13 protein-coding genes and 1 pseudogene are annotated in these 19,007 nt (G+C 66.2%); 11 read left to right on the forward strand and 3 right to left on the reverse strand.

Annotated elements, in window-relative coordinates; all coding sequences use genetic code 11:
* The first annotated feature begins 594 nt into the window (after positions 1 to 594).
* Together ACXIZN_RS24595 and ACXIZN_RS24600 are read left to right on the forward strand one after the other, a co-directional pair.
* A complete protein-coding gene (locus ACXIZN_RS24595) occupies positions 595 to 1,776 on the forward strand; it encodes a PrgI family protein (RefSeq protein ID WP_457957096.1) in 1,182 nt (393 codons plus the stop codon).
* Entirely contained in the window at positions 1,773 to 3,596 is a 1,824-nt protein-coding gene (locus ACXIZN_RS24600) for a VirB4 family type IV secretion system protein (protein WP_457957097.1), read from the forward strand. Before ACXIZN_RS24595 ends, ACXIZN_RS24600 begins: the two co-directional genes overlap by 4 nt.
* 41 nt (positions 3,597 to 3,637) lie before the next feature.
* Here ACXIZN_RS24600 and ACXIZN_RS24605 read toward each other — a convergent pair whose 3' ends face one another.
* Positions 3,638 to 4,744 carry a DUF3644 domain-containing protein gene (locus ACXIZN_RS24605; RefSeq protein WP_457957098.1) on the reverse strand — a complete coding sequence of 369 codons (1,107 nt, stop codon included), beginning with the start codon at positions 4,742 to 4,744 and terminating at the stop codon, positions 3,638 to 3,640.
* Between the two features lie 75 nt (positions 4,745 to 4,819).
* Complete coding sequence (locus tag ACXIZN_RS24610) at positions 4,820 to 5,068, reverse strand: hypothetical protein (RefSeq protein WP_457957099.1); 249 nt, start codon at positions 5,066 to 5,068, stop codon at positions 4,820 to 4,822.
* A gap of 277 nt (positions 5,069 to 5,345) precedes the next feature.
* Here ACXIZN_RS24610 and ACXIZN_RS24615 point away from each other — a divergent pair, with 277 nt between their 5' ends.
* The 8 genes from ACXIZN_RS24615 (at position 5,346) to ACXIZN_RS24650 (ending at position 14,823) form a co-directional block, all read left to right on the forward strand.
* Positions 5,346 to 6,173: a GP88 family protein gene (locus ACXIZN_RS24615; RefSeq protein ID WP_457957100.1), complete on the forward strand. Its 828-nt coding sequence runs from the start codon at positions 5,346 to 5,348 to the stop codon at positions 6,171 to 6,173.
* Between the two features lie 55 nt (positions 6,174 to 6,228).
* Complete coding sequence (locus ACXIZN_RS24620) at positions 6,229 to 8,769, forward strand: type IV secretory system conjugative DNA transfer family protein (protein WP_457957101.1); 2,541 nt, start codon at positions 6,229 to 6,231, stop codon at positions 8,767 to 8,769.
* 18 nt (positions 8,770 to 8,787) lie between these two features.
* On the forward strand, positions 8,788 to 9,831 hold the full coding sequence (locus tag ACXIZN_RS24625; protein WP_457957102.1) for a replication-relaxation family protein: 1,044 nt from the start codon (positions 8,788 to 8,790) through the stop codon (positions 9,829 to 9,831).
* A 3-nt stretch (positions 9,832 to 9,834) separates the two neighbouring features.
* Positions 9,835 to 10,779: a C40 family peptidase gene (locus ACXIZN_RS24630; protein WP_457957103.1), complete on the forward strand. Its 945-nt coding sequence runs from the start codon at positions 9,835 to 9,837 to the stop codon at positions 10,777 to 10,779.
* A 164-nt stretch (positions 10,780 to 10,943) separates the two neighbouring features.
* Complete coding sequence (locus ACXIZN_RS24635) at positions 10,944 to 12,062, forward strand: tyrosine-type recombinase/integrase (protein WP_457957104.1); 1,119 nt, start codon at positions 10,944 to 10,946, stop codon at positions 12,060 to 12,062.
* Positions 12,059 to 12,391, forward strand: a complete 333-nt coding sequence (locus ACXIZN_RS24640; RefSeq protein ID WP_457957105.1) for a helix-turn-helix domain-containing protein — start codon at positions 12,059 to 12,061, stop codon at positions 12,389 to 12,391. The genes ACXIZN_RS24635 and ACXIZN_RS24640 overlap by 4 nt, the downstream gene beginning before the upstream one ends.
* Entirely contained in the window at positions 12,391 to 13,599 is a 1,209-nt protein-coding gene (locus ACXIZN_RS24645; protein WP_457957106.1) for a hypothetical protein, read from the forward strand. Before ACXIZN_RS24640 ends, ACXIZN_RS24645 begins: the two co-directional genes overlap by 1 nt.
* Before the next feature lie 300 nt (positions 13,600 to 13,899).
* Positions 13,900 to 14,823: a hypothetical protein gene (locus tag ACXIZN_RS24650; protein ID WP_457957107.1), complete on the forward strand. Its 924-nt coding sequence runs from the start codon at positions 13,900 to 13,902 to the stop codon at positions 14,821 to 14,823.
* Here ACXIZN_RS24650 and ACXIZN_RS24655 read toward each other — a convergent pair.
* Positions 14,751 to 15,335 (reverse strand): annotated as a pseudogene (locus tag ACXIZN_RS24655) (histidine phosphatase family protein). The gene ACXIZN_RS24650 and the pseudogene ACXIZN_RS24655 overlap by 73 nt on opposite strands.
* A gap of 597 nt (positions 15,336 to 15,932) precedes the next feature.
* Between ACXIZN_RS24655 and ACXIZN_RS24660 the strand changes: the two are divergent.
* Positions 15,933 to 18,824 (forward strand): NACHT domain-containing protein, encoded by a 2,892-nt coding sequence (locus ACXIZN_RS24660; RefSeq protein ID WP_457957108.1) that lies wholly within the window; start codon positions 15,933 to 15,935, stop codon positions 18,822 to 18,824.
* Positions 18,825 to 19,007 lie beyond the last annotated feature (183 nt).

Genomic DNA, 19,007 nt, shown 5'->3' on the forward strand with positions numbered 1-19,007 from the left:
GAGGTGGCCGCGGCAGTGGCGGCGGCTCAGCGGACCCGCCATGGCCTGCTCGGCCGCGCCTCGCGCCGACCCCGGACATGGTCAACAAGCGGCTCCAGGCCGCCCATGACGCCGAGCGCGCCCGCGCGGCCCGCCGGTCGCGGCTCCCTTCTCAGGCGCCGGAGTTCCTGCAGCCCTCGCCCCAAGACACCACCCACGACCCCGCCGTCACTCCGGCGAACCAGGGACAAGCCATGCCTCCCGAATTCAGCTCAGCCCCTACGCCAACCACGCCAATGTCATCGTCCCGGCGAGGGCCGCGGCCCGGCTCGGCGCCGAATTTTCAGGCTGCGGATGGGCCACGGCGGCGCGGCGCCACACCACCGCCGGCCCGCGCGATCCGTGTCGCGTCGGTGCCGGCGCAGCTGCGGTTTCAGCCGGCCACGCCGCCCGCTCCGCAGCCCGCGAGTCCCGCCAAGCCGCAGTCCGGATCCGCTGCTCCGTCTTCCGGCAGGCGCGGCCCGAGTCCCGCATCGGCGATGCCTACCGCCGCACTCAGTCCGTTCCACCGCCGGTGTTCCGCGCACCGAAACCCGCCTCAGGAGGTGAAGGAAAATGAGTCAGCCGGTAAGGATTCCTGCCGACGTCGATCGCGAAGACCGCGTGATCGGCCCGCTGACGGCGCGGCAGCTCTTCATCCTCGCCGTGGCAGGGATCGTCCTCTACGGCGTGTACACGCTCACCCGCGAGTTCGTTCCAGTGGCGGTGTTCCTCGTCGTCGCCATCCCGGTCGGGGTGACCGCCGCGTTCCTCGCGCTCGGTCAGCGCGACGGCATCACCCTCGACCGGCTGGTCCTGGCGGCACTGCGGCAGCGGCTGAGCCCGCAACACCGGGTGGCCGCGCCAGAAGGCATCCGTTCCGCTCCCGAGTGGCTCGACAATGCCGGCACCAAGGGAAGGCAGGGTGCGGGCACGACGGTGTCACCGGCCGCGCTGCGGCTGCCCGCGGAGGCGGTCACCGAGGCCGGTGTCATCGACCTCGGCAAGGACGGCGTCGCCGTGGTCGCGGTCTGCTCCACGATCAACTTCGGCTTGCGCACGCCGGCTGAGCAGGAGTCTCTGGTCACCACCTTCGGCCGGTACCTGCATTCGCTCACCGCTCCGGTGCAGGTCCTCATCCGCGCGGAGCGCCTGGATCTCTCCGGGCAGATCGCGGAGCTCCGGGAGCAGGCCGGAGGCTTGCCGCATCCGGCGCTGGAACAGGCGGCGCGTGAACACGCCGACTACCTCGACCAGCTCGGCCGCGCGACCGATCTGCTGCGCCGTCAGGTGCTGCTGATCCTGCGCGAGCCGTTGCTCACCAGCCGCCCTACCGACGGGCTCGGCGGCGCCTCACCACTGGCCGCGCTGGCGGCGAAGCGCAAGTCCGCGAAGCAGGCCGTCCAGGTTGATGACGCCACCCGGCGGGCCGCCGAGGCGCGGCTGGTGCGCCGACTCGGCGAGGCGGTCGAGCTTCTCTCGCCGTCGGGGATCACGGTCGTCCCGCTCGATGCCGGGCAGGCCACCGCAGTGCTGGCCGCGGCCTGCAATCCGGACTCGCTGATCCCTCCGAGCGCGGGGCTGGCCGGGTCGGACGAGGTCATCACCACTGCCCCGGACGAGGGCTGGAACGAGAACGCGTTCGGCCGGTCGGTGTTCACCACCGACGACGACTTCGGCGATGCCGAGGACGTCTGGGATGACGACGCCGAGGACCCCGACGACTACGAGAACTCCTCGGGGAGGTCCCGCTCATGAAAGCCAAAGACAAGCGCCTCCGCCAGAAGGTCGCTCAGCCGACGCTCGGACGGGCAGGCGCGTTCACCCCAGACGCCATCTCCGTCCGTGCCCGCGCGCTGGAAGTCGGCGGCGAATGGGTCTCCTCGTTCGCGGTCGTGGGCTACCCGCGCGAAGTGCACAACGGGTGGCTGCAACCGCTGCTGACCTACCCCGGACGCGTCGACGTCTCGCTGCACATCGAACCGATCGACCCCGTCACTGCTGCGAACCGGCTCAAGAAACAGTTGTCGAAACTTGAGTCCGGGCGCCGGCACACCAGTGAGAAGGGCCGTCTGATCGATCCCGCGGTCGAAGCCGCCACGGAGGACGCCTACGACCTGTCCGCACGGGTCGCTCGCGGCGAGGGAAAGTTGTACCGGATCGGCCTCTACCTGACCGTGCACGCCCAGACCGAAGAAGCCCTCGGCGACGAGGTCGCCGCGATTCGGTCGCTGGCGGCGTCGCTGCTGTTGGACTGCAAGCCCACCACGTACCGCAGCCTGCAGGGCTGGATCACCAGCCTGCCCATGGGACTCGACCTCGTGGGCATGAGGCGGACGTTCGACACCTCCGCACTGTCCGCGACGTTCCCGTTCACCAGTCCGGACCTGCCACCGCCGGACCCCACCTCGGTCGGCGCACCGAGCGGGGTGCTCTACGGCTTCAACGTCGGCAGCCAAGGGCTCGTCCATCACGACAGGTTCGCTCTCGACAACCACAACAGCGTGATCCTCGGCCGCTCCGGCGCCGGAAAGTCGTACCTGGTGAAGCTGGAGTTGCTGCGCTCGCTGTACCGCGGGATCGAGATCCACGTCATCGACCCGGAGGACGAGTACGCCCGGCTGGCCGCCGCGGTCGGTGGAACCTATGTCCAGCTCGGTGCCGAGCAGGTCCGTCTGAATCCGATGGACCTGCCGATCCACACCCGCACGGACGGGCGCCGCACCGCGCCCCGCGACGCGCTGATCCGCCGGTCGCTGTTCCTGCACACCGTCATCTCGGTGCTACTCGGCGCGGAGCTGCCGGCGACCGAACGCGCGGCGCTGGACCGAGCGATCACCGCGACATACCAGCGCGCAGGCATCACATCCGATCCGCGGACCTGGACCCGTCCAGCGCCGCTGCTGGCCGACCTCGCCGAAGTCCTCGCCGACGCCGAAGATCCCGCCGGAGTCGAACTTGCAGCACGGCTGCACCCGTATGTCACCGGGGCGTTCTCGGAGCTGTTCTCCGGATCGACCTCGACCCGGCCCGAAGGGCACTTGGTCGTGTTCTCGCTGCGGGATCTCGCCGATGAGCTCAAGCCGATCGGCACGCTGTTAACGCTCGATGCAGTGTGGCGTCAGGTCTCCAACCCGGCGATCCGCAAGCCCCGGCTGGTCGTGGTCGACGAAGCCTGGTTGCTGATGAAGGAACCCGCAGGCGCCGAATTCCTCTTCAGGATGGCCAAAGCGAGCCGCAAGCAGTGGGCCGGCCTCACGGTGGCCACGCAGGACACCGCCGACGTGCTCGGCTCAGACCGGGGGAAGGCTGTCGTCGCGAACGCGGCCACGCAAATCTTGTTGAGGCAGGCCTCGCAGGCGATCGACGAGATCACCCGAACCTTCGATCTCTCCATGGGTGAGCGCCAGTTCCTGCTCTCCGCCGACCGCGGCCAGGGTCTCTTGTCGACCGGAACCCAGCGCGTGGCCTTCCAGTCCATTGCTTCCCCTGTCGAGCATCAGCTGGTCACGACTGACCCGAAGTTCCTCGCAACTCTTCAGGATTCCGGAACGAACTCAGGGTGGGTTGAGCTGTGACCTGGAGTTTGCGAACTCGGCGGGCGACCGCTCAGCCTCAATCAACTGGCACGGCAACCCCCCACCGTGCAGAATGCGTGACTCGTCGAACGCCTCCGTGGACGGTGCGCCTGCCAAATGGCTTCCATATCGATGGCGCCGATCGCATCCCGCATCACTGTAAAGGCGTTGTCGGAATACCGGCGTTGACGGAACGAATCGAGTTCAACAAGATGGCTATATGGGCCGTCTTCATCAAGCCCAAGGTGTTGACGCAGAGCCGCGCTGCGGGGCCCGCTGAGCCCCACAGCCGAGGCGAGTTTGCTAGGCGACCTGTGATACTTCTTCAGGAGGTCCACCTCGCGAATCGCTGCCGCTGGAACAGATTCGTCTGCGACATATCTGACCGGCGCGCCTTGTTTCTGGGTGAAATGGACCGTGAGCGTCAGTCCTGCCCCGTCAACGGTCGTTGCGATATCCTCCAGTCGCGGGAAGACGTGTACACGGGAGTCGCCGCTGCGGACGCCGCGCTCAACCCTGGTTACGTCCTTATTGGATACTCTGGTGTCGGGTTCGACGTGAGCCTCCATCGCCAGCAAAGTGCGTATACGCGCTCGCGCTTCGTGCCCTGCGCGCCGCCCTGGCTGCAACAGCGCTCTGATCTGGCTGTACTCCTCATCGAGCACAAGTGCCAGATCACGAGGCGGATCGACCGACACCGGCAGCACTCTCGTGGGCAGATACGTAGCCAATCGATCAGCGAACACGCGCTGAAGGACATCGTCGAACAGCGTCACCCCAGCCCTCGCGTGCAGATAAAGGATCTGTTCCGAAACAACGTTGTACCAGTGCTGTTCGTCGTCGCGCATCGCGTCGATCGCACGGAGGGTGCCAGCGTCAGCGTCCTCAAGTTTGATGATGTTGTTCCCCATGGCGAGACGGACACATTTATCGAAACCAATGGACCGACCAGTTACTCTATCGAGCACATTCTTCTCGCCGGTCTGCACAAGAGCGGCCTTGAGCAGCATCTCGAACGCGTGTTGCAGGTGCAGCAGAACGCGAGTCACCTGGCCGGTGTCGTGAGGCGAGTTGAACGCTTCGACCGCGCAGGTCAGCGAGGCAACGGCTTTACCCTTCAGCACCCGGCTCTGTTGCTTGAGCTTCATCGCTCCTCCTGGCCCGCGTGTCGCGTCCGTTGTGGATGCAGTCGGGATTATGAGCGAAGGCGTTTCACGGCGAGATCATTGCGGCATCGTTTTGTAACCGGCGACACCGGGTTGATCGACGGTGGCGGTGTAGCGGTAGGCGCCGGCGATGGAGAGGCCGAACAGGTCGCAGATGCAGCGGACGTCGCCACGGCTTGCGTGGGCTTCGTCGAGGTAGCGGATGAACAGGTGCGGGTGGGCGATGTTGGGCCACGATCGTTGCCGGCAGGTCAGGTAGGCGATCAGTCGCAGCCGGACGGGGGCCGCCAGCGGGATGGCACTCACACAAGCACAGACGCCGGCGTTGTCCCGCCTGGCTTCAGCAACAGTGCCCGGGCACCACGGACAGTCAACGCGAACCTCGGGAACTTCCGGCATCCAAACCCCGCTGAAATCGCTGGGTATTCCGACACCGCGTCGGGGATCGAGAACTCTTTCGTAGAACTCGGCGCTGACGACGGCCTAGCGTCGCAGTTCGAACTCGACGCCGCCTGATTGCTCCCGCGCCGCATAGCGCGCACCACATCGAAAACTTCACCGACTCACCACTCAGGGGATACCCATGTCTGCATCCCAGTCCATATCTGGCGATTTTCGCCGACCCGCTCGGTTGCTCACGCAGAACAGTGAGATGCGCCAGATCGGCGTGTGGAACTGGTCGCTGCCCGCGTGGGCCGGCCGACTCGCCGACGGCCGCAGCTACAACACCTGCCCGAGTGCCGGTATCTGCGCCCAGGCGTGCTACGCCCGGCACGGCACCTACACCTGGCCGGTCGTGCGTGCCAAACACCAGGCGAACTTGATATTCGTCCTGGACGACCTTTCCGGCTGGGAAGCCGCCATGGTCGCCGAACTCGGCGCACCCAAGTTCTTCGGCGCCTGGATCAGGATCCACGACGCGGGCGATTTCTTCTCCGACGCCTATCTGCTCGCGTGGCTGCGGATCTCCCGCGCTCGTCCTGGCGTAAATTTCTATGCGTACACAAAGGAAGTCGACAGGTTCCGTCGACTCACTGAACCGAACGCGCCTGCGAATTTCCTATGGGTCTATTCCTACGGTGGATCGCAGGATGCCGCCCTGAATCCGGCCACTGACCGGGTGGCCGATGTTTTTCCCGACGAAGCGGCGATCGCCGCAGCCGGCTGGGCATCGCAGGAAGCCAGCGATCTGCTCGCGGTGCTCGGCCCGCGGCTCGTCGGCGTCCCTGCCAACCGGATTCCCGCCTACCTCAAGCGGTTGGCAGGCCGCCGGTTCTCCGAATGGCAGGCCGAGGTCGACGCCGAACGCGTCGCCCGCCAAGGCCGCCGCCATCTGCGCCTGGTCGTCGACAACACCCGCCCCGCGCCCGACCGCGCCACAGGGCAAGCCGACCGGCCGCGAGCGGCCTGACCTCACCACCCAGTTCATGCCCTGTTTCGTCGCTGCCTTCGTTGGGAGGTCCACGATGTCCAACTCGCTCATCGCCGCACCTGTGTCTTCTATCGCCCAACCGCGCGCCGACCTGACGGTAGGTGTGCTCGCCTCGCCGGTCGGCGACTACCTTCGCGACCCGCTCGGCGCGTTCCAGAACGTGCTGACACACCTGCGCGACCTTGCACTCACCTGGGCCCCAATCGTCGGACCGATCCTCGCCGTCGCCATCACCGCCGCGGTTGTCGCGCGGCGCCGGTGGCGACGCCGCTACCACGAGAAGCTGGTCACCGACGCCCGATTGGTCACCGTGCTGGCGCCGCCGACAGTCGACCCGTCCGGGGCGATCACCGTGTGGTCCAACCTGGTCGGGCTCCTGAGGCCGGGCTGGCGACGCCGGTTCGGCGGGCAGCCCCATCTCGGGTTCGAGCTCACGTTCACCGACGCCGGCGTGCACATCCGGCTGTGGGTGCCCGGCCTCGTGCCACCTGGCATGGTCGAGCACGCGATCGAAGCGGCCTGGCCCGGTGCGCACACCCGCACTACACCGGCAAAGCCACCGATCCCGCTCTCCCCCACGGCGGGCCGGCAGATCGAAGCGGTGGGTGGCGAGCTGCGACTGGCGCGTTCGGAGGCGCTGCCGATCCGCACGGATCACCCAGCCGACCCGATCCGGGCTCTACTCGGCGCGCCGGTCGGACTCGGCCCGCATGAGCGTGCCTGCGTGCAAGTTCTGGCCCGCCCGGTCGCCGGGCACCGGGTGGCCAAGGCCCGCCGGGCGGCGCTGCGGGTGCACGCGGGCGGTTCGGTCAACCTCGTCGGCCGGCTGCTCGACGTCATCACGCCCGGCAAGACACCCAAGACGTCGACCAGCAAGCGAACGCCGCAGCTGGATCGACAGACCAGCCTCGAGTACGCCGCCCAGGACCGGGCGGTTGTGGAGAAGCTGCGCGCTAACCAATTCGAGACCAGCATCCGATACGTCGTCGCCACCACCATCCCCGCGAACGGGACACACGGTGAAGTCCAGGCAGTGCGAGAGGTGCTACGGGGTCGCGGGCACGCGATCGCCTCGGCGTTCGCCGCGTACTCCGAGCACAACTACTACCGTCGGGTCAGGCTCCGTCATCCGGTCAATGCGCTGGCCGACCGACGACTCGGCAATGGCGACCTGCTCTCGATCTCGGAACTGGCCGCGATCGCACACCTGCCGATCGACGAATCCACACCCGGTCTACAGCGAGCCGGTGCGAAGGCCGTCCCGCCCCCACCCGGCATCGCCACCACAGGTGACCTGATCAAACCCCTCGGGTTGTCCGACTCCGGGCACGCCCGTCCGGTCGGCCTACACGTCGCCGACGCCCGCCACCATCTGCACATCCTCGGCGCCACCGGCTCCGGCAAAAGCGAGCTGATGGCCCGGATGATCCTCAACGACGCCGAGGCCGGCCGCGGGGTGGTCGTGGTCGACCCGAAGGGCGACCTGGTCAGCGACATCCTCATGCGCCTTCCCGAGGCGCTCGGCGAGAAGGTCGTGCTGTTCGACGCCGACAGCAGGTCCCGCCCGCCAGTGCTCAACCCCTTGGAAGGCACTGACAAGGCCCGCGCGGTCGACAACCTGGTATCCATCTTCTCCCGGATCTACGCCGCCTCGTGGGGACCACGCACCGACGACATCCTCCGCGCCGGGCTGCTCACCCTGACCGCGATGGCAGGCACGCCAACCCTGGTCGACCTGCCCAAGCTGCTGACCGTGCCGGCGTTCCGGCAACGGGCCTGCGATCAGATCGACGACGACGTGCTCAAGGGTTTCTGGTCGTGGTACGACGACCTCTCCGAAGCCAGCCGTGCACAGGTGATCGCACCGCTGATGAACAAGATCCGTGGATTCCTCTTGCGTCCCTTCGTCCGTGCGGCCATTGCAGGCGGTGCATCCACTGTGGACATGGACGAGGTGCTCAACACCGGCGGAATCTGTCTGGTCCGCATCGCCCGCGACGCGCTGGGGATGGAAACCGCACGGCTGGTCGGCTCCATCGTGGTCGCCCGCACCTGGCAAGCCGCCACCCGCCGAGCTCGCGTACCGCAGCGTCAACGACGCGACTGTGGGCTTTACGTGGACGAGTGCCACAACTTCTTGAACTTGGCCTATCCGTTGGAGGACATGCTCGCCGAGGCCCGTGGCTACCGGCTCTCCATGGCGTTGGCGCATCAGTACCTCGGGCAGCTACCCAAGGAGCTCGAGGAGGGCATCAGCACCAACGCTCGCAGCAAGATCTTCTTCAACGCCTCGCCCGAGGACGCGAAGCGACTCTCAAGGCACACCATGCCGCGGCTGAGTGATCACGACCTATCCAACCTCGGCGTCTTCCACGTCGCCGCCCGGCTCGTCCTAGGTGGCGAGGAGGCACCGCCGTTCACCGCGGTCACTGAGAAGCTCCCACCCGCAATTCCCGGACGTGCCAAGGCAATCCGCAAAGCTGCGAAAATCAACACGCGGCCGCCTGTTGCCGCCCAGGAGAACGTGTCGAGCCGTTCCGGTAAGCCCCGCGTGGACCCGCGCCGAGCAGCGTAATCCTGGAGGTGCATACCCATGATTTCAAATCCCACGCCTCAAAGGGCATTGCGCGGACACATGCCCCAACGCCCAACTCCACGCGCGGCCACCACCGGCGAACACCACGCCCAGCTCGCCGGGCGGCTTACCCTTCGAGACCGCTGGCTAGCCAGGATGCTGTACGAGCACAAGGTATTCACCACCCAGCAGATCGTCGAGCTCTGCTACCCGACCATGCGCGCGGCCAACCACCGCCTTCTCGACCTGTTCAAGTGGCGAGTCGTCGACCGCTTCCAGCCGTTCATCAGCTCCGGCACAGCCCCGATGCACTACGTACTCGACATCGCCGGTTCGGTCGCGCTCGCGTACGAGGACGGCCTTGACCCCAAGCGACTCGGCTATCGCCACGAAGACGCCATCGGCATCGCCCACTCGCTGCGCCTGGCGCACACTGTGGGTGTCAACGGGTTCTTCAGCAGCCTTGTCGCGCTCAGCCGCCAGCCCGGTGCCCGCGGGCTGCTGACCGCGTGGTGGTCCGAGCTGCGCTGCGGCCGTCTCTTCGGCGACATGGTCCGCCCAGACGCCTACGGCCGCTGGTGTGAAGACGGCCGCGAGATCGAGTTCTTTCTCGAATTCGACTTCGGGACCGAGGACCTCGGCAAGCTCGGCCGAAAGCTCCACGGCTACGAAAAGCTAGCTATCACAACAGGAATCACCACACCAGTCTTGGTGTGGCTGCCCACCAACCGCCGCGAAGCCACCGCGCGCAGGGCGCTCGCCGACGCACTATCCCAGTTGGACCGCCCAGCGCTGGTGCCGGTGGCCACCAGCGGCGCGGACACCACGGGTGTGGCCGGCGAGAACACCCCCGCCATCGCCTGCTGGTTGCCGATCTCCGGTCCGGCATCGCGACGCCCGGGCCGGCTGCGGCTCGCCGACCTCGCGCATCTCTGGCCGCACGCTGACCCGCCCACCGCGGGGCCGTCAAGCACCTCGGCCGAGGTCCAGCACGCGCCCACGAAACTGGCTGCGCCGGGCCCGCTCCCGCCGCCCCTTCCCACGAGCCGCTTCCGGAGGTGAACCATGAAGATCGCCGTTGCCGCTGTCGCGGCCGTCATCACGATCCCCATCCTCATCGGGGGCGTCGGCAAGGCGATCGTCGCTGCACTGCTCGGCACCGGTGGCACCGAGCCGAGCCAGGCCGCGATCGCCGAGATCCCCGACGACTACCTGGCGCGCTACCGAGCCGCGGCTTCGGTGTGCCCAGGATTGGACTGGACGATCCTCGCCGCGATCGGTGATGCCGAGTCCAGGCACGGGCGCGGCTCCGGCGAGGGCATCAAGGGCGGTGAGAACTACATGGGCGCCGGCGGTCCCATGCAGTTCATCAAGTCCACCTTCGACGGTGTCGTCGCGCGCCACACGATTCCCCCTGGAGGCGCCACCCCACCCTCGCGTTACAACGAACACGACGCCATCTACGCAGCGGCTTACCACCTCTGCGATTCCGGAGTGCAGAAGGACATCCGGAAGGCACTCTTCGCGTACAACCACTCCGAGGAGTACGTCAACGGCGTTCTGGCGCAAGCAAAGCGGTATGGCACATCCACCGTCGGAACCGGCGACTGCATCAAAATCCAGGCAGCCAGCCCGGCGGCGATCGTGGCGATCAACTTCGCATGCGGCCAGCTCGGCCTGCCATATGTCTGGGGTGGCAACGGGCCAGCCGGCGGACACGCGGGCTTCGACTGCTCCGGCCTCACCAAGGCCGCCTACAACGCAGCCGGCATCAATCTGCCCCGCACCGCGCAGACGCAGTACCACGCCGGTCCCCTGGTACCCGCCGGTCAGCCACTGCTCCCTGGCGACTTGGTCTTTTACGGAACGCCCGGCAACGTTCATCATGTCGGCCTGTACATCGGCGCGGGAAAAATGGTGCATGCCCCGACGTTCGGCCAGCCAGTCCAGGTCAGCAACTACCGCTGGAACGGGGACGAGTACATCGCAGCCAGTCGCCCGGCCAATTGACCATTATTGCATTTGAGGCAACATTGGCCGTGCTCTGATATTCCCGTTCTTGCTGTTCAGGGCGTTTTCCGGTGACGTCGGTGACGGTCGTGGCGTGTCGTTGACCTGGACCGTCCGATGTGGATGCAACGATGTTGTATCCACTGCAACCGGAGGTTCGGGTGGTGCGACAGGTCGATTTGGACGGCGCGGCGCATCTGATGCTGCCGCCCGGAGTGCGGCATCTGGACGAGACGACCGCCGTGTTCGAGGCGATGCTGGACGGCTGGCAGTGCCAGCAGCAGAGCCGGTTCCTGCGGGCGGAAACCATCGCGCCACGGGTGCGGCTGATCCGGCGGTTCGCGGAGTTCACCGGGCAGTATCCGTGGCAGTGGGGCCCGGGGGAGATCGAGGCGTTCACCGCCGAGCTGGTGTCCGGGCCAGCGCCGCTGGCCCATTCCACGGTGCGTGGTTATCAGGTGACGGTGCGGTTGTTCTGCGAGTTCGTCACCGACGCCCGCTACGGCTGGGCGGGTGAGTGCGAACGGCGGTTCGGTGAGACACCGGCCCAGATCTGCCACGAGTGGAACACCGTGGCGCACCTGGTCGAGCTCGAATGCCGGCCCGGCCGGCGCGCGTTGACCTACGACGAGGTGCAGGCCCTGTTCGACGCCGCCGACGCGCGGGTGGAGCAGATCCGCTCCCGTGGCCGCAAAGGAGCCCTGGCGGCGCTGCGTGACGCGGCGATCCTCAAGACGGTCTACGCCTACGGCTTGCGCCGCCGCGAAGCCGCCCAAGTGGATCTGGCGGACTTCCGACGCAATCCACGCGCACCGGAATGCGGTGCTTTTGGTTCGGTGCAAGTCCGCTACGGCAAGGCATCGCGCGGCAGCCCACCCAAGCGGCGCACCGTGCTGACAGTGCCGGAATTCGACTGGGTCGTCGACCTGCTGCGGCACTGGGTCGAGGAAGTACGACCGCTGCTGGCGCCCGATCGGCATCCGGCGCTCTGGATCACCGAACGCCGGGGACGGATCTCGACCGGTTACCTCAACGAGATGTTCGCCCGCACCCGCGAAGACGCCGAACTGCCCGCCGAGCTGGACCTGCATTCGTTGCGGCACAGCTACGTCACGCATCTTTTAGAGTTCGGCTACCCACCGTTGATGGTGCAGCAGCAGGTCGGGCACGCCTACCAGTCCACGACCGCGCTCTACACCTCGGTGTCGGACGAGTTCCGCAACCGGCTGCTGGAACAAGCCCTCACCGGGCGTCCTGAGCTATGGGAGACGACCACATCATGATCCGCAAGATGGGCCACACCTGGCACCTGCGCACCAAGATGGCCGAGAAGGGCCTGTTCCAAACCTCGGACCTGGTACCGCTGCTGGCCGAACGCGGGATTCACCTGTCCCGCGAACAGGTCTACCGAATGGTCACCCAGCCACCGCAACGACTGTCGCTGGACACCCTCGCCGCGCTCTGCGACATCCTCGACGCCACCCCGAACGACCTGATCGAGATCACCACCGCCCCCACCCAGGTCCGCAAAACCGGCACCGCCGTCGGCTCCGGCGGAACGGGCAAACCGGTGCCGCGGCGCACGACAATCCGCCGGCCGCAAGGACTCTGATGACCACGGCCGCACCCCACACCGACGCGGCCACACCCACCTACGGGGTCACCCTGCGGGCGAAGATCGCCACGGACAACCTCACTGACCTCGGCAGGTGGATCTCCGCGGCCATTCCCGGGCTCGATGAACCCTCCGCACGCGAGATCACCGAGACTGTCTGCCGAGGCCGCAAAGGCCTCTCCATGCTGCACCAGCATCTGCGCACCCACCCCGACGCGCTGACCTCCGGCGACTCGGACTGCCCGATCGTGTTCCCGAGACTCGTCCGATCCCTTATCCAGCAAGGATACTCGGTGACGCCGCTGCGCTGCATCGGCTGCGGACGCGGCGGGCTCACCCTGAACTGCCGCATCCCCGGCGGGCGGCTCTGTCGCACCTGCGCCAACTCCTCCCGCGCGCGGCCCTGCAGCCGCTGCGGCCGAGTCCGCACGGTTCACGCCCGTGAGAACGGGAACCCTGTCTGCCAACCCTGCTACAGCACCGATCCGGCCACCGGCATCCACTGCTGGGCCTGCGGCGACCTCACACGGATCGCCGCACACACACCGGACGGACACCCGATCTGCCGACACTGCTACCAGCCACCCACCCGGATCTGCATCCATTGCGGACAGAACAAACGGCCCCGTCTCCGCACCGCCGACGGTCCGATCTGCGCCACCTGCGTGAAACACCCACCACGGCGCTGCCAGCACTGCGGCACGATCACCAAGCTCGCCACCCGCAGCGACGCCCGGAAAGACCTCTGCCACGCCTGCCTGCCGACCCGCAACCACACCGAATGCCACCTCTGCGGGCAGTTCGGACCCTGGCGGACAAGTAAGCGGCTGGACGGGAAGAAGACCTGCCCAGACTGTCTTCGTGCCACATTCACCGCACAGCAACAGGAATGCGCCCTCTGCCACCAGAGCAGGCGGATCATCACCACCTGGCCGCTGGGCCCGGTCTGCGGAACCTGCTACAAACGCACCCGCACCCACCGCGGCGCCTGCGCCCACTGCAGCAACACAGACATCCTTCTCGGCCGTGACAGCACCGGCGCCGGGCTCTGCGCCACCTGCAGCGGCACAGCGCGCCACGACTACCGCTGCACCCGATGCGGCGACACCGGCTTCTTCCTCACCGCCGGCATCTGCACCCGTTGCCAGGCAGGCGACCGAGTCCACGAACTGCTCGCCGACAACGACAATCACATCCCCGCTTAACTCGAGCCGTTCGCCGAAGCCTTACGCACCAGCGACTCACCCGAAGCCGTCCTGCAATGGCTACGCCCCGGCCAGCCCGCCGCCACGATCCTGAGCCACCTCACCAGCACCGGCGAACCCATCAGCCATGACCTGCTCGACACCGTCGAACAAACCCTTGCCCTGCACCGATTACGTCAAACCCTCATCCACACCAAGGTCCTGCCCGACCGCGCCGACTACCTCGAACGCCTCGTCCCCTGGCTCGACAACCTCCTACGCGAACACCCACCGGAGCGGGCACATCTCGTCGAAACCTACGTGCACTGGACACTGCTACGCCGCGCCCGCCACCGGGCCCGAATCCGCCCGTTCACCCCCGCCGCGGGCAACTGGCTCCGCACCCGCGTCCGCGCCACCCTCAACTTCCTGACCTGGCTCGACGAACAGCACCTCACCCTCGCCACCATCACCCAGGCGAAAATCGACCAGTGGCTGACCGCGACGCCGACCTACTCCACCTACGCGGCTCGGGAATTCCTTTACTGGGCACGGCAACACCACCTGACCGGTGACGTGACCATCCCGAAGAAACCCCACCACCACAGCCTCGCACCGATCACCGAAGACGACCGCTGGACACAACTACGCCGCTGCCTGCACGAAACCGCCCTGCCCACAGCCGTCCGCGCCGCCGGAGCCCTCGTCCTGCTCTTCGGGCTCCCCCTCAGCCGCATCACCACCCTGCAACACCACGACATCCACACCGACCCCGACGGCAACGACTGGCTGCAGCTGGCCGACCACCGGCTCCTGCTCCCCGCAGCCGTCGCAGCCCTGCTGCGCGACCAACGCGACCACGGCACCGGCACCGGCACCGGCACCGGCACCGGCATGCTCGCCCGCGACGAACACCGCTGGCTGTTCCCCGGTGGGCTACCCGGACGACCCGCCCGCGACGGTCTCTACCGCACGCTCCGCGCGCACCTGCCCGTCCACCTCCGCCGAGCCCGCAGCGCCGCACTCGCAGCACTCGCCGCCGACATCCCCGCCGCCGTCCTCGCACACCTACTCAACCTCAACATCAACACCGCCATCGCCTGGGCCAACTACGCCCAACACGACTGGACCGCCTACCTCCACGCCCGCACCAACACAATCACGGCACATCATCAACCACTCCAGAACACCCCCGGCCCCTCGACGGCGGCAGCGACGTCGCCACGGCCCCATCGCACGCGATAAACCGCGGGCATCGGCATATCACGCGAAAACGGCCAACCAATCTCCAACCCGAGCCCCACGAGCAGCCGCGACACGAACGTGCCATGGCTACCGATCACCACCACACCACCTGCATGCCGATCCGCAACGACTTCAACCGCCGCAACAGCACGGCTTGTCAACTGCCGCAAGCTCTCACCACCTGGAAGGGCCAGGTCCGGATCAGCTCAGCTCCGGGCATAATGCACCGCATAATCCGGAGTCGGTTCCAGCCCCGAATCCCACTCGCGCAGCTCCCAACCGGTCACCACCTCCAGTCCCGCCAACCGCGCTGCAGGCTCGACAGTTTGCACCGCCCGCAAGTAAGGACTCGACACCACCGCAGTCGGTTTCAACGCCACCAGCTCACTCGCCAGCCGCCGAGCAGCCATCACCCCATCCACAGTCAACGGACGACGCAGCTCACCAGGACCATCCGAGGTCGGATGAACAGACGCCGCATGACGCACAAGAACGACTTCACAAAGCACCACACCTGCATAGCACCCTGGCCCAGACCAACCCAACGCGGAGGAATACCTCCACGTTCGAATACCTACACTCCACCAGTTAATTAGGCTTTATTGTAGTTTCCGAGGGAACATTACATCTTCCGCACCTAATGATGATACGTGCGTGGTCTTTTCTCAGATGCAGTGGAACTTTTCCAGGTCACCTCGCCACAGGACGAGCTTCTGCACGCCGCATAGTCAAAGGAACGTGCACGTTTCCGTGTCGCAGGTGAAGCCCTGAAAGTCAGGGAGTGACGATGGAGTAGCGGTGCCGAGATAGCACCGCCAGGCGCGCCTGCAGTACCGGGATCCGGCTCGGAGCGACGCGATTGACGATAGGCCGATTCGCCATCGGTACGGGTCCGATAGTATGGACCACCGGTTTGCCGATCACCTGCGCCTCGACAATATGAGTCACCTAGACGACGATGCAACAGTCAAACCCGCGACGGCCTCAGTGATCGAAAGTGGCATGTGAATCCGACGTATGGGGGCTCGATCGCTCGGCTGACTGGAGGCCCAGCCCACTGGGGGCTAGTAACGTTCGACTACTCTCACGAGCTCGTTGGAGGTGTTGAGGTGCCGCTGGACGTGCTGAAGAGCTGGCCTGACTTGGTGAGCGTGGTATCCGGCTTCGCGGGAATCCTCGGTTTCTTTCTCAGTCTGCGCGGTCGCCAATCCGTCAGGCTGGGGGCCGGCTGGGGCCTGGCACTGTTCGGCTTCCTCACCACTGCGGGCGCCGTCGTCTCGTTGGCGGGTCAACACGCGCCGCTACTTTCCGCTGGTTCGGCCGTGCGTGGAGGCATAGCTGTTTTCGGCGTTCTGCTCTGTGGCGTGGGTGTGAGCATAGTGGCTCGCACCCGTGCGCCGAATCACCAGATGTTGAAGGCGATCGCGTCGATCGTTCACGGACTGACGTACCCGCCAGATCCGACGGGACGGGTCCACGAAACAGTAGAGCTCGACGCCGTCGGCAGAAGGCGGAGCAGGTTGCGGCGACTGGGACGCAGGCCGCCAGGCAAGCTCGTCATCCTGACAGGGCCCGCGGGAACGGGCAAGACCGTCGGTCTGCGCTCGATCGTCACGGCCGTCTGCGAACGGGCTGAGAGACGACCCCGTCGACTGGCGCTATACGTCGACGTCCGTGCCGAGGATCTACCCGACGGCCGAATAGACGAAGACACGATCAAGGATCATTTGACCGCCTCGGTGCCGGGCAAGGCAGACAACTTAGCCCAGTACCTCGAGCAAGCACCGGCGCAACCGTCCTGGCTATTCGTGTTCGATCTCGACGAGGGGCTCACCCCCTCGCAGGCCGAGCAGTACGTGCAGGCGGTCCGCAGCTTCGTCATCAGCAGGGACGACTGCGCGATCGTGGCTACTCGCAACTCGGTGCCCAAGTCGTCAGCCTTCGCAATGGCACCACTTACGTCAAAACAACAGCGACAACTTCTCAGCGCCACAGGGCACACACACCCCGGGGTTCTGCGATGGCTGCGGCATGACCCACGTATAAGCGATATCGCGGGCAACCCGTTGCTACTCAGCCTGCTGGGCATCTCGTTGACACGGGATGAGCTGCGCGCCACCCGACACCAGGTGCTCGATGAGATCATCACGACACTGCTGCGACGGGACACTGACGTAGCCGACGCCAGCCAGTTGGCATATCTCGCGATCGATGAGCCCAGCAAGGCAGCGCCAGACATCCAGATCGCCGAAACTCTCACCCACCCTGGTCTCGGTCGAACGAGTGCGACCGGCTTCCGGTTCGCACATGAAGCGATCCACCACCACCTGGCCGGCAAACACCTGTGCCAAATCGCGGCGACAGTAGACGTGGACCCTCTCCTGGATGATCCGCGCTGGCATCCAGTGGTCGTCGCCGCACTACGCGGCGGTTGTGGTGCCCTCCGGGAAAAGGTCGTCGCGTCGGTCCGGACAAGACTCGCTCTGGACATCGGGTCGATGGAGCACGTCGTCACTAGCGTTGAAGCTCTGGCCGGTGACGGTGATCTGCCAACGCCCGGCAGCTTCAACTGGCCACCCGCGTCACTCGCGTCACTCACTTTGCTCCGCGACGGACTTCTCGACGAGACGGCGGATCAGCGGGCAAATGCAGTCATGGTCGAGGCCGATACCCTGGTACTCACCGCGATCGCGGCCGGCGCCAACCGTGACCGAGCCGACGCCATCGAACTGCTCCCCTTGACATCCTGCGAAGTCGCCGCCGCTGTCACCGACTATGTGATTCAACTGGAGGACGAGACCGGCCTCACCGACCGATTGGTAACACAACTCGCGGCTTCTCCGGCGATCTACCAGGGGTTGAGTGGCGCGAACCAGATACGGATGCTGCGCGCCTCGACCAAGCCTCATCGACTCAACCACGTTCTTTACGGCGTCGCCCAGAACGCTTCAGCAAGCTCGCTTCCTGGGCGGATGCGATGGATGCTACGCATCGGCCAGATGATGGCACTAGGGGTCATCGGGCTGCTAGTCCGGATGGCAGTTAATGCGCCACGGCCGTCCGGCCTCGTATTCGCAGCGTGCATAGCGGCTCCGGCGGTGACCTTTCTGCTGCTTTCTGCGATGCCACATTCCGCTGGTGGCAGCAGGATCGCTCGTTACTGCGGTGTCGCCGTCGTTTGGGTGGTCTCGCTGCTGGCCGCGTTCGGCGGCCTCGGCGCTGCGCTTTCACTCATCGGCGAAATCATCACCGGCCAAGTCCCGGCGGCCGCCGGGAGCGTGTTGTGGTTGTGGCTGTTCACCTGGGCGCCCGCTATGGTGCTCCACGCCGCCACAGCTCCATCGGACACCGCACCACGTCTGCTTCTACTGCCACAGTTTCGAGTCCTGCGCAACCCAATGGTACGCCCGGCCCTCGACGAGGTAAGGCTGGTGCTGCGGCGCGCTCGGTCCACTCCAGTGCGAGCGCTTTTCTTCGTGGTCGCCCTCGCGGGTATCGTATTTTTTGCCGTTACACCGCACCTGTGGTCCGACAAAGACACGGTCGAGTCCATTGCGAGCGCCTTGGTGCTAGTGATCGGGATCGCTTGCCTGATAGCGGCCCGCCCGAGCACTCCCAATGTGCCGCGGACCGGTTCCAGGTCGGAACGCGCTGCGGATCCGCTCGATGTGTTCCGTGTCGACGGCGGGTCAGATGCGATCAAGAAAGGGTTGGGGCGACTCTCCACGAACGTTGACTCCTTGCGTATGTCAGAGCACCTGTTGTCGAACCTCGATAGCGTGCTCGAGTTCATCAAGGAAACGATGCCCAAGCAGATGGAGGAGCCGATAAAGCCCAGGGTGTGGATGCTGATGCCCAAGGAGCAAGTGCCCGGCTTGTACTCTCTACTTCGAGAGTACGACAACAGAAACCCTGGCAAACTCACGATGCGTGCGCATTCGTCCAGGGAACGCCAGGAGATAAACACCCTGCGCGGTCAAGGGCGCTCGAAGGAAGGGTGACCAGTTCGCCGAGCAACCGCGCGTAGGCTGTTCTGCTAGCCTTGGCGGTTCCAGAGAAGCTGGCAGAGGGAGAGCGTGCCGAGCTCGCACTCGGTTACGTAGCGCGGACTACGTCGATGCCGCGTTCGGCCAGACAGGCTATGGCCTGTCTGGCCGAACAGCACATGTGAGTCGCTCTCGGCT

The organism is Amycolatopsis sp. TRM77291, assembly GCF_054166285.1.

Bases quoted from the DNA above. Each gene is read 5' to 3' on its own strand.
- ACXIZN_RS24605 (WP_457957098.1), bottom strand. From the start codon at position 4,744: ATGAAGCTCAAGCAACAGAGCCGGGTGCTGAAGGGTAAAGCCGTTGCC.
- ACXIZN_RS24630 (WP_457957103.1), top strand. From the start codon at position 9,835: ATGAAGATCGCCGTTGCCGCTGTCGCGGCCGTCATCACGATCCCCATC.
- ACXIZN_RS24620 (WP_457957101.1), top strand. From the start codon at position 6,229: ATGTCCAACTCGCTCATCGCCGCACCTGTGTCTTCTATCGCCCAACCG.
- ACXIZN_RS24595 (WP_457957096.1), top strand. From the start codon at position 595: ATGAGTCAGCCGGTAAGGATTCCTGCCGACGTCGATCGCGAAGACCGC.
- ACXIZN_RS24645 (WP_457957106.1), top strand. From the start codon at position 12,391: ATGACCACGGCCGCACCCCACACCGACGCGGCCACACCCACCTACGGG.
- ACXIZN_RS24640 (WP_457957105.1), top strand. From the start codon at position 12,059: ATGATCCGCAAGATGGGCCACACCTGGCACCTGCGCACCAAGATGGCC.
- ACXIZN_RS24625 (WP_457957102.1), top strand. From the start codon at position 8,788: ATGATTTCAAATCCCACGCCTCAAAGGGCATTGCGCGGACACATGCCC.
- ACXIZN_RS24615 (WP_457957100.1), top strand. From the start codon at position 5,346: ATGTCTGCATCCCAGTCCATATCTGGCGATTTTCGCCGACCCGCTCGG.
- ACXIZN_RS24600 (WP_457957097.1), top strand. From the start codon at position 1,773: ATGAAAGCCAAAGACAAGCGCCTCCGCCAGAAGGTCGCTCAGCCGACG.